Below are 13413 nucleotides of genomic sequence, written 5' to 3'. Positions count from 1 at the left end.
CTCCGATCTTCGCAGCAAATATTTCAACCCATGAACAAAGTACTGATCCCTGCTCTATTTTTATTCCTGATATTCCTTCAATCCTGCAGTCCTGCGCTCGATGCCGGTGAGGTCAATCTGGATAATTGGAAAGCGGACCGATATGGCTGTAAGGGGCTCCGGATGCAGGATTTGGAAAAATTCCGTGCGATAAAAAATGAATTTCTAGGCGCAGATAATCAGTCCATCATCAAAACCTTTGGACGGCCTGACCGAGTAGAATTGGTGGACAAAAGCCAAAGTTTTTTCTTCTATTTTCTTGAACCAAGTGAAGCGTGTGAAGGGGTGGAAAAAGAAAAAGAACCCCTAAGAGTTCTTTTCCGAATGAATGCGATAAGTAAGGTTTCCGAGATTACTATTACAAACCTGAACCCATAAAGCAGAGAGCAGCGGCCCCTAAGGTGCCGGCGTTGTTTTCCAATGTGGCTTTTTTCAACTTCAGGTCTTTCACATAGTAGGGAGTTAGGTATTTTCTTGTGTTGTATTCAATAGTAGGCATCATAAATTCTAAACCAGCTGAAATTCCCCCTCCAAAGTACACATCAGTCACGTCCAAGATTCGGATAGTCGATACAATCGCCTCACTGATGATATCTGCCACTTCTTTGAATACCATCAAGGACACCTCATTTCCGGCTTTGGCTGTGTCGACCAAGAGATGGGTTCCTAGTTCTTTACCCACCAATTCTTTGGCTTTTTCAGGATAAGCAGAGATCAGGTTGTCCATGATTCTCAAAATTCCATTTCGGCCAATCAATGTTTCCAAACCGGCATTGCCTCGGGAAAGCATATGCCCCATTTCCATGGCATTACCTCTCGAGCCTTTAAATACCTGCCCTTCCAAAACCAAGGCACTACCAATACCAGTACCCATGGTGATAAAAAGAAAGTTTTCGGCTATATCGCCCTTTCCATAATAAAATTCCCCAATTGCAGCTGCGGCAGCATCGTTTTCCAGAAAAAACTCATGATTGGGATACTTTTTTTCTAGTCCTGCCTTCAGTTTAAAATTGTTCAAATCAGGAATAGCAGGGATTTCCAATGGGGTGCTTCTATCCTTGGAAATCATACCCGGAAGACCGATCCCCACTTTTTCTACCTGAGGATATTTCTGAAGGTATTTTTCCATCAAATCGATAAAGCATTTTCCAAATCCATCGGAATGATCTCTAAACGGACTTGTATCTTCTTTTTGAAAATCCAGCATGGTGCCTTCCCGATCTACTAAGCCGATCTTGAGATGGGTTCCTCCCACATCCACACCGAGAAAATGCTTTTCCTTATTATTCATAGTTATTCATAGGTTTGATTGTCAAAAAAGCAAAACTATTGGTTCACTTCCTATAATCTTTGCCGATCTCATAAAAAATTTTAAAAACTGCCGGACACACCAAAGTATTTCTAAGCGTCAAGTCCAAGATTCCCAACATGTTCTTTCTATCTGTGTGAGGATATTCCCTACAGGCTTTTGGCCGATCTTCATAGACCAAACACTTATTAGCTGCCCCTAGGAACGGGCAAGGTGCTGAATTGAGCACATAATCCCCCTCTTCATCCCTGTGGAGATAGGTTTCAATAAACTGACTGCTCTTCATCCGGAAGGTCTTCGCCAAGCGATCGATATCCGTCTGAATAAAAATGGGACTCGTCGTTTTACAGCAATTGGCACAATTCAAACAGTCAATTTCTTTGAATGTCTCCTCATGAAGCTGATGAAATCGCTCATCCAGATTTTTGCTTTTGGATTTGCGAAGCTTTTCCTTCAGCTTTTTATTGGAAGGAAATTCAGATTTTGACTCTTGGTTAAATTTTTTGAGATCGATCGGAGAATTCACAAGCGATTGATTTTCAAGTTTTTTTAAATATTCTTAAATTATAGGTATCCAAAATGACCTAGCCATGAAAATTCATCCATCCGAATTGTACTTCTATCACAGTTCACTTCAGCCTATCGACAAGCAAACCAAAGCTTATGCAAAATCCCTAAGCAAGTTTGTCAATGAAATCGACGTAATCAAAGAAAAACTGACTCCTACACAGTGGGATCAAATTCTCAACATGCTCAATCTTCGTCCAAAAGACTTACTCAATCGTGCTCATCCGGATTACCAAAACCATATCGCCGGAAAGGAATGGGATGAGGAAAGTTGGTTGAATATTCTAGTCCGGTTCCCTCATTTGATTAAGTCGCCGATCGCCATTTTCCGAAATCGGGCTATTCTGTGCAAGACTCCCACAGATATACTTAAGCTGGATTAATCATTGGCGAGGGCAATGCCATTATCCTGAATGGTAATTTCCCTTGCCTTATACAGTTGTCCTATACACTGTTTGAAATGCTTCTTACTCATTCCCAATACCCGCTTGATTTCCTCAGGGTCTGATTTGTCATGAAGTGGTAAAAAGCCTTTTTCATTTAATATCTGAAGGATTTTTTCCGCACCTTCTTCATATTTCTCTCTACCCGGAGGCAAAAGCTGTAAGTCAATTTTACCGTCGTCCCTGCGCTTCTTTACATAGAGCGTCCTTATTTCCCCTATTTCCAAAGGCTGAAAAACTTCATTGGCATAGATCAATCCCTCGTATCGATCCTCCAGCAAAACCTTATATCCCAAATCCGTTTTTTCGAAAATCAGTCCCTCGCATGCATTTCCCGGTTCATAATCTTTGGGTGCAGGATACATGAATTCTCGGTACTTACTCACACCAATCAGTCGGTTTGTTCTGTAGTCCACACAAACCCGAATAAGATATTTTTGACCGGCGGTCATGGGCTTTGCCATTTCCGAGTTGGGCACAAAAAGATCCTTCAGTAATCCCCAATCCATAAAAGCACCAAAAGAGGTCACCTCTTTGGCTTCTAAAACAGCAAACTCATCCAAAAGAACTTTTGGACGATCAGTGACAGCCACAGGACGATCCTCACTGTCCGTGTAAACAAATACCTCCTTTTCATCTCCCTCTTTCTCATCTCCATTCAGATAGCCTTGAGGCAAAAGCACCTCTCCCCCATCAGATAAAGCCAAATAGGCTCCAAAATCCGTAAAGCGATTAATGGGTAATGTGCTGATCAGTCCTAGTTCTTTCATAGTGCCAAAGGTAAAGATTAATCGCTTCAGGGATTTCAATTTCTGACAAACAAAGTCGGGAATAGCCCGGTTGAAATTGGAAAAAGCCGGGCTTAGACTTAGTTTTGGCTATCTGAAAAGTCCACTTTTGGACAGCATAAACCCAAATCATAACGTTTTTCTCTAGTAATCACTTCTTTATGAAAGCAATCTCAGTAATCGGATCAGGAACCATGGGCAACGGTATCGCCCATGTATTTGCGCAGCATGGCTATCAGGTAGCCTTGATTGACATCCAAGCCGCTCAATTGGAAAAAGCCATGGCTACCATTGCAAAAAATATGGACAGACAGGTGAGTAAAGGCAGTCTGACTGAAGAGCAAAAAAATGAGGCTATTTCCAGAATTACCACATTTACCGATTTACAAGAAGGGGTGAAAAATGCCGACTTGGTTGTGGAAGCTGCCACTGAAAATATGGCCCTCAAACTGGACATCTTCCGCAAATTGGATGATTTTGCCCCTAAATCAGCCATATTGGCCACCAATACTTCCTCCATCTCCATCACCAAAATCGGAGCGGTAACCCAAAGACCTGAACAGGTCATCGGTATGCACTTCATGAATCCAGTCCCAGTCATGAAGCTGGTTGAAGTCATCCGAGGCTACGCCACATTGGATGCCGTGACCGATACCATCATGGATCTTTCCAAAAAGCTGAGCAAAATTCCTGTAGAGGTAAATGATTATCCGGGATTTGTAGCCAATCGAATTTTGATGCCGATGATCAACGAGGCAATCTATTCCCTTTACGAAGGAGTGGCTGGTGTAGAAGAAATCGACACGGTCATGAAGCTGGGAATGGCTCATCCTATGGGTCCTTTGCAATTGGCGGATTTTATCGGATTAGACGTTTGTCTGTCTATTCTCCGTGTATTGCATGAGGGATTTGGCAATCCAAAATATGCCCCTTGTCCACTCCTCGTCAATATGGTCGAAGCTGGTTTCAAAGGAGCTAAAACAGGCGAAGGATTTTACCATTACACCCCGGGAAGTAAGGACTTGGTGGTTGCTTCCAGATTTTCCAAAAAATAATCTCACACGATTCACATGCATTTTGCAGTATCCGGAAATATCGGCAGTGGGAAGACCACGCTCACAGAAAAACTAGCCAAACACTATGGCTGGAAGGCAGAATTTGAGGCGGTTGACAACAATCCCTACCTGCCTGATTTCTATGAAGATATGAAGCGTTGGGCTTTTCATCTCCAGGTCTATTTCCTCAATTCCCGATACAACCAAATCCGGAAAATACAAGACAGTAATGACCACACTATCCAAGATCGAACGATCTATGAGGACGCCTATATTTTTGCGGCCAACTTATACAAAAGCAAACTGCTGACAGAGCGTGATTATTGGAACTATCGAAGTCTCTTTGATTCGATGATTTCTCACGTCAAGGCTCCCGATCTTCTGATTTACCTCAAGGCGGATATTCCCAAATTGGTGGGACAGATAGAAAAAAGAGGTCGGTCCTACGAGACAGCCATGCGGATAGACTACCTCAAAAATCTCAATCAGCACTACGAGGATTGGATTTCCAACTATAAGGAAGGCAAGTTGCTGATCATCGATGTCAATGATTTGGACTTTGTGGAGCGGCAGGAAGACTTTTCCTTTATCGTGGAAAAAATCGAACGGGAGATGTTTGGGCTATTTGCCTGATCTCAGGAAATTTTCCGCATCAACCATTGGAAGAGCATCGCACGTTGCTCTTCTTTTGGGTTGATGAGCAGCTGATCCAATCGCTTCAATGAGCCTCCGGTCATCAGGGTCTCGTAAGGACTGATTCTTATAAGCTTATACCCATGAATCCTCGTCTGAAGGTCAGCCTGTGCATCATTGTAAGCCAATAATTTCCATCCAGTAGCTCCTGATGCAGAAAAATCACCAATCTCCGAAGCTACACCGAAACAAGTCTTTGCAATCGGGGGGCCATCCCAGATTCTTTTTTGAAAACCGATTTTCTGAGCCTCTTTTTCATAGGTTCTGCACAATCGCTTATAGGCTTCGGCAAAAGAAAAACTCCATTCCGAATACATGTCCGAACGAAGGGTAATCAGTCGATACCTGTTGAAATGAATGTCCTCATCCCAGGTCAATAAATGCCGGCCGATTTTAAAGTCAAACTTGAGCTTTTCTAACAGAGGAAAAGAACCATTTCCTCCCAAATCCTCAAAAATCTCACTCAGCCAGCCTTTTCCTTTTTCATCCAAGTACTTCGGGTTGACTTCCAGTTCTGTCAAAAAATCATAATTAGCTCCACCTTCCTTCAGGATGAGGTCCAGCTGTCGGGTCATCAAGTGCTCCATGAATCAGGTATTTTCCCTGAGAATATCCCAGGTGTGGTCAGCCAAAAGCTTCACTTCTGCCACAAAATGTGCCCAGTCTTTTTTCCTACCCCACTCTTCCGGTGCGATCATGCTCATAAAGTCCGTTCCGTCTTCTTTTTGATACAGAAAATAGCGATGATTGATCAGGGGCTCAAAAGCGATGGAAGCTTGGTAGATTCGCTCCGATACTTCCACTCTGGATTGGATTTTTTTGGCCTGATCTGCCAATAGGCGCATCTGCTCATAGATTTGAGCCATTTGCATATCGGTCTGACTATGCATGGCAGCCACTGCCCGTCCGGTTATTTTTCCTTTATCCTCCGGTTTGATCAGTGCACTTCCAGAGTGGTGGGCATAAGGTAACGTACCCGGGTTTTCAGTGGTCTTTTCTTTCATCAGCTCCAGATCGAGCTTGGAAATGTCAATTTTTTTCCCGGTCATTTCTTTTCGGATTCTACTTCGGATGAGATTCTTTCTTTGAGGTTGCCTTTGGAGCCTGGGAAGGTAGTCCTTTTGGATATATCGTAACTTACATACAAGATGATCAGCATGAAGATTCCAAAGAGCACCAAAAAGAGTTTCTTATTTTTCTGCATGAGTCCAGTTTTTTGCAAAGGTAGGCAGGATGACTAAATCTGCTTATCAATTAATCCCTAACCTAGAAAGAAAGCTTTTAGAAAATTGTTTTTAAATTTATCGAAAACCTTACCAAACTCTTTTTTTCAACCCATCTACGATTTCGCCCCCTTATGTATCAATTGATCAGCGAACAGTCCATTTATCAGTATTTTGGAGATGATGATCCGGAGATGATCCGAGAAATGATTCAGATAATTCTAGATACTAACATCAAAGAGCTAAAGGAATTAGACACCTTTTATACCTCAGGTGATTTGGATACCGTCAAAAAAAGATGCCACAAAGCCAAACCCAGCATGAGCTATATAGGTGCTCTGAAAACCCGAAAAACCCTGGAACAAATCGAAGCTGAACTGGCAAATTCCAAAAAAATCAACGATTCACTTCAGGAGCAACTTATCATTATCGAATCAGAGCTCAGCTCATTCCTCAAGGGATTAAACTAATACCAACACCATTTATCATGCAGAAATCTTTCCTTCTGCCCGTACTTCTCTTCATCACCTTAGGAGTACAGGGTCAGTCCTTATTATCCGTTGATTACATTATGCGAGACCCCAAATGGATGGGGACTTTTCCTTCCTCTCCTAGTTGGAGTGAGGATGGCAAAACGATTTATTTTCAATACAATCTAGAAAATGATCCTGCTGACTCCTTGTACAAAATTGATCTCAGCAATCCAGGATCCCCGGTAAAAGTCTCTTTGAAAGAAAAAAGAAGCTTAGACAAAGGACTTGAAGCTTTCAATAAAGACAACACCCTACGCATTTACAGGGTAAAGAACCAGCTTTGGATCGAAGACCTGAAGAAAAAGAAGGAAAGCCTGCTGATGGAATGGCATGAAGCCTTTTCTTCAATTGGTTTTATGGCAGATGAGAACCTGATCTCATTCAATTCCTCGGGCAATATCTATCTATTGGATAGGACTACCAAAGCGATCAAAAAAACCACAAAAATCGTATCCGGCACTAAGCCCGCCAATAGTTCCTCATCCTCTAAAGAAGCAAGTTCATTTTTGGAATCCGAAAACCTTGCTTTGCTTCAGGTGGTAAGAAAAAGGAAAGAAGCTCAGGAAAAATCCAGAGCATATCGGGATGCTATTCGGGAAGTGGAAGATTCCTTTGCTTTTTACACCCAAGGAAAAAACCTCAGCAACCTCCAAATCAGCCCTGATGCAGCGTATGCCACCTTCTCGGTATTCACTCCAAGCAGCAATAAAAACACCAAAGTGCCGGATTATACCGCCGCATCAGGCTATACCGAGGATCTAAACGCGAGACCCAAAGTCGGGACCAAGCCCAGCAAAGTAGAAATCGGAATCTATGATCTGAAAAGAGACACGGTTTACTATGTGAGTACCTCCGATTTGCCGGGAATCAAGGACCTTCCAGACTATGTCAAAGATTATCCTGACAAAACTTGGGAAGAAAAAGAGCGGGAAGTAACGCTATCCGGCCCCTATTTCTCTCCTGATGGAAAAAGAGCCATCATTCAAGTCCGATCTTTTGACAACAAAGACAGATGGATTACTGAAGTGGATTTGACTACGGGCAAGCTAAAGACCCTAGATCGCCAACGCGACGAGGCTTGGGTAGCAGGCCCGGGAATCGGCTGGTCCTTTGGCGGTGGTACGTTAGGCTGGTTGCCGGATTCCAAACATATTTATTTCCAGTCTGAGGCCACTGGCTACTCTCATTTGTACCTTTTGGATGTCAGTACTGGGGAGAAAAAGGCGCTTACTTCGGGAAATTATGAGGTATTTGATCCATTCCTCTCCAAAGACAAAAAGCATTGGTATCTGACCACCTCAGAAGTTGATCCTGGGGAGCGTCATTTTTACAGGATGCCTGTGATGGGAGGACCAATGGAAAAGCTCACCAGCATGACCGGAGACAATCAGGCTTTACTTTCTCCTGACGAAAAGAAAATCGCAATCATTCACTCCTACAGCAATCAGCCGTCTGAGCTGTTTGTTCAAGAAAACAAAGCCGGAGCAACACCTCAAAAACTGACCTCAGGACAAAGCGAAGAGTTCAAAGCTTACCCTTGGAGAGACCCGCAAATTGTTCGGTTTGATGCTCAAGACGGGGCCAAAGTACCAGCTAGACTCTACCTTCCGGAGCCTTCCAAAAAGAATGGAGCCGCGGTCATCTTTGTTCATGGTGCAGGCTATCTGCAAAATGTTCACAAATGGTGGAGCAGTTATTTTCGGGAATACATGTTCCACAATTTATTGACCGACTTGGGCTATACAGTCTTGGACATCGATTACCGGGCTTCTGCCGGATATGGTAGAGATTGGAGAACGGGAATCTATCGGCACATGGGAGGAAAAGATCTCTCTGACCAAGTGGACGGGGCAAAATTCCTGGTTTCATCCCACGGAGTAGATGCTGACCGAATCGGAATTTATGGTGGTAGTTATGGTGGATTTATCACTTTGATGGCCCTATTCAACCATCCGGACGTTTTCAAATCCGGTGCTGCACTTCGCTCAGTTACGGATTGGGCTCATTACAATCACGGCTATACAGCCAATATTCTCAATACTCCCGAAGAAGATCCTATTGCTTATCGTCGATCTTCTCCCATTTACTTTGCAGAAGGGCTTCAGGGTAATCTCCTCATCGCTCACGGCATGCTCGATGTGAATGTCCATTACCAAGACGTAGTTCGGCTTGCCCAGCGACTCATCGAATTTGGAAAAGACAATTGGGAAATGGCCGTCTATCCTGTAGAGGATCATGGTTTTGTCGAGCCCAGTTCTTGGACCGACGAATACAAGCGGATCCTCAAATTATTCAACACCACCCTCTTACCTGAATAAGTCATGCCTAAACACCGCTCGCCTTATTTTATTCTAGTCTTTGTCCTTATTCTATTTTCCTGCGAAAAACAAAATGTCCAGGAGGAAAGAAAGCAAGGCCTGATTGCAGAAAAAGCAATGGTGGTATCAGCCCGAGAGGAGGCCTCCAAAATCGGACTGGAAATCATCAGAAAAGGCGGAAATGCCTTTGATGCGATGATGGCTACAGAAATGGCATTGGCCGTTACCTATCCTTTTGCAGGAAATCTTGGCGGAGGAGGCTTTGCCGTATATCGATTGTCCAATGGAGAAATCGGATCCATTGATTATCGTGAAAAAGCTCCCCTTGCAGCAGACAAGGATATGTATCTGGATCAGGAAGGTAATTTTCAGCCTCAACTCAGTACCAAGGGAGCCTTGGCTTCAGGAGTACCCGGGACGATAGCAGGAATATTCGAGGCCCAAAGCAAGTTTGGAAAGCTTACTCCTCAGGAGATTCTTCAGCCTGTGATCGATTTGGCTAAAAATGGCTTTGTGATTACAGAAAATCAGGCCCAACGACTTCAGCGAGTTAGAGCGGTGGTGACAGAAGTCAATGGTCCCGAGACCTTCTTCAATCGAGATATTCAGGCTGGGGACACCCTTAAAATCCCTGTTTTGGCAGCCACACTGGAGCGAATCGCCAAAAATGGCCGAGATGAATTTTATAAAGGAGAAACGGCAAAAATTCTGGCTAAACACATGCAGGACAAAGGTGGAATCATCACTGAGGAAGATCTTGCCTCCTATCAGGCTGTATGGAGAAATCCTGTGGTATTTACCTATCGGGATCTTCGGGTGATTTCCATGGCTCCTCCCAGTTCCGGAGGCATCACTTTAGGCCAAATTCTTAAAATGATAGAGCCATATGACCTGAAAAGCATGGGACACCACTCTCAGGAATACATTCAGGTATTAGTGGAAGCAGAGCGAAGAGCTTATGCGGACAGAAACCATTATTTGGGTGACCCGGACTTTGTAAAAATACCTGTAGATCAACTGCTTGATGGAGATTACCTCAAGTCAAGGATGGAATCTTTCTCCTGGGAAAAAGCAACTTCATCTGAATCGATCGCCAAGGGAGAAATCCTATTTTCAGAGAGCATGGAGACGACCCACTATTCTATCGTGGACAATGAGGGAAATGCCATTTCGATAACCACTACACTGAACGGAGGCTATGGTTCAAAGCTTTTTGTGGACGAATTGGGCTTTTTCATGAACAATGAAATGGACGACTTCAGCGCCAAACCCGGCACCCCGAATATGTTTGGACTGATAGGCGCGGAAGCCAACAGCATAGCCCCGGGCAAGAGAATGCTCAGCTCGATGACACCTACTTTGGTGGAAAAAGAGGGCAAGCTCTGGATGGTTGTAGGCACTCCGGGAGGTTCTACGATTATCACTTCAGTTTTGCAGACCATTCTCAATGTTGCTGAGTTTGGCATGGGAATGCAGGAAGCAGTCGAAGCTCCCCGCTTTCACCACCAATGGCTTCCTGATTTGGTCAATTTTGAACCCGGCTCTTTTGATTCTCTTCTGATTCAAGGACTCAAGGCAAAAGGCTACTTGATTAATGAAGGCAACAGCCCCGTAATCGGTAAAGTGGACGCCATTTTGGTTTTGCCTGACGGAAGACTGGAAGGGGGCGCAGATCCCCGGGGAGATGATCGGGCGGCAGGATTTTAAACTACTTAAAGGCTATTCTACGGGATAGCCTTTTAGCATTCTGGCGATGTATTTTCCCACGATATCAAACTCCAAATTGACCTCGTCTCCTACTTGCAGCTGATGAAAATTGGTGTGCTCGTAGGTGTACGGGATAATGGCCACTGAAAACCGACCCGGGCCACTGTTGAAGCAAGTCAAACTCGTTCCGTTGATGGTGATAGAGCCTTTCTCTACTGTCACATTTCCAGTCGAATCCGCATATTCAAAGTCAAAAATCCAAGAACCATCCTGATCACTGATTCTTTTGACTTTTCCAATCTGATCCACATGCCCCTGGACAATGTGTCCGTCAAAACGTCCATTGGCAGGCATGCAGCGCTCCAGATTCACTTTTTTACCTTCTTTCCAAGACGAGAGATTGGTCTTATCTAAAGTCTCCTGAATAGCAGTAACCCGATATTGGTCCGGAGAAGTACTTACTACGGTCAGACATACCCCGTCATGAGCAAGGGATTGATCCACTTTCAGTTCGGAAGCCAGTCGAGTTTCCAGATCAAAATGGATATTTGTTCCTTCCCGGGTGATTTTTTTTACGGTTCCAAAAGCTTCTATGATTCCTGTAAACATGGATTTATTCTAAGGTTCAAACACTCAATGAATAAGCAAAAATTGCCCAATTCGGTTTCAAAGTAAGGGAATTATTGCTTTATCTTCGGCAAGAAAACCAGCGACCTTACATGCTCAAATTAGAAGATACATACCTTCATCAGGGAAAAAGAAGGGCTCTTGTTCAGGAAATCAAAGCCAAAGGCATAAAAAGCGAGCGCGTATTGGATGCTATTCTTACACTTCCCAGGCATTTCTTTTTTGACACCGCCTTGATTTCGCATGCCTACGAAGACAAGGCGTTTCCCATCGGAGAAGGTCAGACAATTTCCCAACCCTACACCGTTGCATTTCAAACAGAGCTTTTGGAAGTGAAGCCAGGTGACCGGGTTTTGGAAATCGGAACAGGTTCAGGCTATCAGGCTTGCATTCTCCATATTCTGGGAGCGGAGGTATTTACTATCGAGTACCAGAAAAAGCTTTTTGAGAAAACTCAGCGCTTTCTCAAGCGATTGGGTATAGAAATGCATCTCTTCTATGGAGATGGTACAGGAGGCCTTCCTCCCTATGCTCCCTTCGACAAAATCATCGTAACTGCAGGTGCTCCAGTGGTGCCTGAAGCATTGATTAGCCAATTGAAAATAGGTGGAATTTTGGTTATCCCAGTAGGAGACAGAAAGCGTCAAACTATGGTGAAAATCACCAAAAAATCATCCAAAGAAGTGATTAAAGAAGAGTTTGAAGGTTTTGCTTTTGTCCCTTTGTTGGGCAAAGATGGCTGGAAAGGATAAGCTTTTTTATATTCCCCCCTATTCCTAGTTCAATAAATGTTGAAAATCTCATTTTTATAGAATTAAATTTGGAATTAGTGATTTTGAATCGATAGATCAGAATTTTATTTTTACTTTTGTTCAAATCTGAAATTTTATGGCGAAGAAGAAATTTGCGAAAGATTCCGTAACCATCATGACAGAGATGGTTTTGCCCAATGACACCAATACCCTGAATAACCTCATGGGTGGCCGGTTGATGCATTGGATGGATATTGTGGCTGCCATTGCTGCACAAAAGCATTCCAACCGAATCGTTGTCACTGCTTCGGCAGACAGCATTTCTTTCAAGCAGCCCATCAACTTGGGCAACGTGGTTACGCTAAAAGCTCAAGTCACCCGGGCATTCAATTCCTCAATGGAGGTCTTTATCGAAGTGACTGCAGAGGATATCCCTGCAAGCAAAAAAATAATGACTCATCGGGCATTTTTTACTTTTGTAGCTGTGGATCAAAACGGTCGCCCGATAGAAATCCCTGAGGTAGTTCCTGAGTCGGAAGAGGAAAAAGAGCTGTTTGATGGAGCCTTGAGAAGAAGGCAGCTTCGACTGGTTTTGGCTAAGCGAATGAAGCCGGAAGACGCAAAAGAACTCAAATCCATCTTTAATCTGGAAGGACCAGCGACTTAATCGGAATCATTCCATTCAGAAATGGATTTTTCACGGATTAAATCCATTTCTGACTTGGCCGATCGGCATTTTTTACCCAATTTTCCCTCATGGATACCATGAGTTTTGAAGAGTTGAGTTCCTTTCTCCAGGAAGACATTTTTTTGATTCCGGAGGAAAAATCCCTTTATGCAGAAGGGCAGGTGAAAGAAGCTCCTCAGGTGAAGGAAGAAAGAGAAATACTCCAGACACCTGAGCCTGTAATTGTCGCTCCCAAAATCGAAAACGCCCCCGTACAGGTCATAGAAGAGGAAATTACCCCTGAACCAATTCAGGTAAGAGGAAATTTCACCAAAGGAATTTTGGTATTGCACGAAGAAGCCGAACTCCTTCCTGAAGTCATGGAAATGCTGGTGAAAATGATCAATGCCTGCGGACATTCCATGACAGAAATCGGACTCCTTTCCTCCGAAGGCCTAACCAATCGCAGCATGGAGGAGTTTTTGGCGCTCAATGCCCATACCGTGCTGAAATTTGGACGAATCAAGCATCCCATCAATGCCATCCCCGCACAGCTTTATGAAATTCACTCAGAAGAGGAGACCGAATTCCTCTTCGCCGATTCTCTTACGGTGATTTCCGAAGATCGGGAACTGAAATCCAAGCTTTGGAAATCATTAAAAGTATTATTCAACATCACCTCCTGATTGCTC

Annotated in this window: 17 protein-coding genes; 10 read left to right on the top strand and 7 right to left on the bottom strand. The window is 43.7% G+C overall.

Annotated features, from left to right (window positions below):
• The first annotated feature begins 30 nt into the window (after positions 1–30).
• Positions 31–417: a hypothetical protein gene (locus tag AAA938_RS05545; RefSeq protein ID WP_338227646.1), complete on the top strand. Its 387-nt coding sequence runs from the start codon at positions 31–33 to the stop codon at positions 415–417.
• Here AAA938_RS05545 and AAA938_RS05540 read toward each other — a convergent pair.
• Positions 398–1330 (bottom strand): ROK family protein, encoded by a 933-nt coding sequence (locus AAA938_RS05540; protein WP_338227645.1) that lies wholly within the window; start codon positions 1328–1330, stop codon positions 398–400. The genes AAA938_RS05545 and AAA938_RS05540 overlap by 20 nt on opposite strands.
• Positions 1331–1373: 43 nt before the next feature.
• Entirely contained in the window at positions 1374–1874 is a 501-nt protein-coding gene (locus tag AAA938_RS05535; protein ID WP_338227644.1) for a YkgJ family cysteine cluster protein, read from the bottom strand.
• A gap of 64 nt (positions 1875–1938) precedes the next feature.
• Here AAA938_RS05535 and AAA938_RS05530 point away from each other — a divergent pair, with 64 nt between their 5' ends.
• Entirely contained in the window at positions 1939–2298 is a 360-nt protein-coding gene (locus tag AAA938_RS05530) for an arsenate reductase family protein (RefSeq protein WP_338227643.1), read from the top strand.
• Here the strand turns inward: AAA938_RS05530 and AAA938_RS05525 are convergent.
• Positions 2295–3128: a CvfB family protein gene (locus AAA938_RS05525; protein ID WP_338227642.1), complete on the bottom strand. Its 834-nt coding sequence runs from the start codon at positions 3126–3128 to the stop codon at positions 2295–2297. The two genes, AAA938_RS05530 and AAA938_RS05525, sit on opposite strands and share 4 nt — an antisense overlap.
• Positions 3129–3307: 179 nt before the next feature.
• Between AAA938_RS05525 and AAA938_RS05520 the strand changes: the two genes are divergently transcribed.
• Together AAA938_RS05520 and AAA938_RS05515 are read left to right on the top strand one after the other, a co-directional pair.
• Positions 3308–4201: a 3-hydroxybutyryl-CoA dehydrogenase gene (locus AAA938_RS05520; protein ID WP_338227641.1), complete on the top strand. Its 894-nt coding sequence runs from the start codon at positions 3308–3310 to the stop codon at positions 4199–4201.
• A 15-nt stretch (positions 4202–4216) separates the two neighbouring features.
• Positions 4217–4834: a deoxynucleoside kinase gene (locus tag AAA938_RS05515; protein WP_338227640.1), complete on the top strand. Its 618-nt coding sequence runs from the start codon at positions 4217–4219 to the stop codon at positions 4832–4834.
• Positions 4835–4836: 2 nt separating this feature from the next.
• On the opposite strand, the gene AAA938_RS05510 is transcribed toward AAA938_RS05515, so the two are convergent.
• The 3 genes from AAA938_RS05510 to AAA938_RS05500 are packed head-to-tail and all read right to left on the bottom strand — an operon-like array spanning position 4837 to position 6098.
• On the bottom strand, positions 4837–5481 hold the full coding sequence (locus tag AAA938_RS05510) for a DUF7255 family protein (protein WP_338227639.1): 645 nt from the start codon (positions 5479–5481) through the stop codon (positions 4837–4839).
• Positions 5482–5484: 3 nt separating this feature from the next.
• Positions 5485–5943 (bottom strand): DUF2452 domain-containing protein, encoded by a 459-nt coding sequence (locus tag AAA938_RS05505; RefSeq protein WP_338227638.1) that lies wholly within the window; start codon positions 5941–5943, stop codon positions 5485–5487.
• Positions 5940–6098 (bottom strand): hypothetical protein, encoded by a 159-nt coding sequence (locus AAA938_RS05500; RefSeq protein WP_338218735.1) that lies wholly within the window; start codon positions 6096–6098, stop codon positions 5940–5942. Before AAA938_RS05500 ends, AAA938_RS05505 begins: the two co-directional genes overlap by 4 nt.
• Positions 6099–6251: 153 nt before the next feature.
• On the opposite strand from AAA938_RS05500, the gene AAA938_RS05495 reads away from it, so the two are divergent.
• From AAA938_RS05495 to ggt, 3 genes are read left to right on the top strand one after another with little or no spacing between them, the layout of a single operon-like run.
• On the top strand, positions 6252–6587 hold the full coding sequence (locus tag AAA938_RS05495; protein ID WP_338227637.1) for an Hpt domain-containing protein: 336 nt from the start codon (positions 6252–6254) through the stop codon (positions 6585–6587).
• Between the two features lie 17 nt (positions 6588–6604).
• Positions 6605–8968 (top strand): S9 family peptidase, encoded by a 2364-nt coding sequence (locus AAA938_RS05490; RefSeq protein WP_338227636.1) that lies wholly within the window; start codon positions 6605–6607, stop codon positions 8966–8968.
• 3 nt (positions 8969–8971) lie between these two features.
• A complete protein-coding gene (ggt, locus tag AAA938_RS05485) occupies positions 8972–10675 on the top strand; it encodes a gamma-glutamyltransferase (RefSeq protein WP_338227635.1) in 1704 nt (567 codons plus the stop codon).
• A gap of 12 nt (positions 10676–10687) precedes the next feature.
• Here ggt and AAA938_RS05480 read toward each other — a convergent pair whose 3' ends face one another.
• On the bottom strand, positions 10688–11284 hold the full coding sequence (locus AAA938_RS05480) for a riboflavin synthase (protein ID WP_338227634.1): 597 nt from the start codon (positions 11282–11284) through the stop codon (positions 10688–10690).
• A 110-nt stretch (positions 11285–11394) separates the two neighbouring features.
• On the opposite strand from AAA938_RS05480, the gene AAA938_RS05475 reads away from it, so the two are divergent.
• From AAA938_RS05475 to AAA938_RS05465, 3 genes are all read left to right on the top strand, one after another.
• Entirely contained in the window at positions 11395–12054 is a 660-nt protein-coding gene (locus tag AAA938_RS05475; RefSeq protein ID WP_338227633.1) for a protein-L-isoaspartate(D-aspartate) O-methyltransferase, read from the top strand.
• Between the two features lie 136 nt (positions 12055–12190).
• Positions 12191–12721: an acyl-CoA thioesterase gene (locus AAA938_RS05470; RefSeq protein ID WP_338227632.1), complete on the top strand. Its 531-nt coding sequence runs from the start codon at positions 12191–12193 to the stop codon at positions 12719–12721.
• An 89-nt stretch (positions 12722–12810) separates the two neighbouring features.
• On the top strand, positions 12811–13407 hold the full coding sequence (locus AAA938_RS05465) for a hypothetical protein (protein ID WP_338227631.1): 597 nt from the start codon (positions 12811–12813) through the stop codon (positions 13405–13407).
• Positions 13408–13413: the final 6 nt, after the last annotated feature.

This window comes from Algoriphagus taiwanensis, from assembly GCF_036245645.1.
GTDB lineage: Bacteria > Bacteroidota > Bacteroidia > Cytophagales > Cyclobacteriaceae > Algoriphagus > Algoriphagus taiwanensis.
This window is presented reverse-complemented; position numbering and strand designations above follow the sequence as displayed.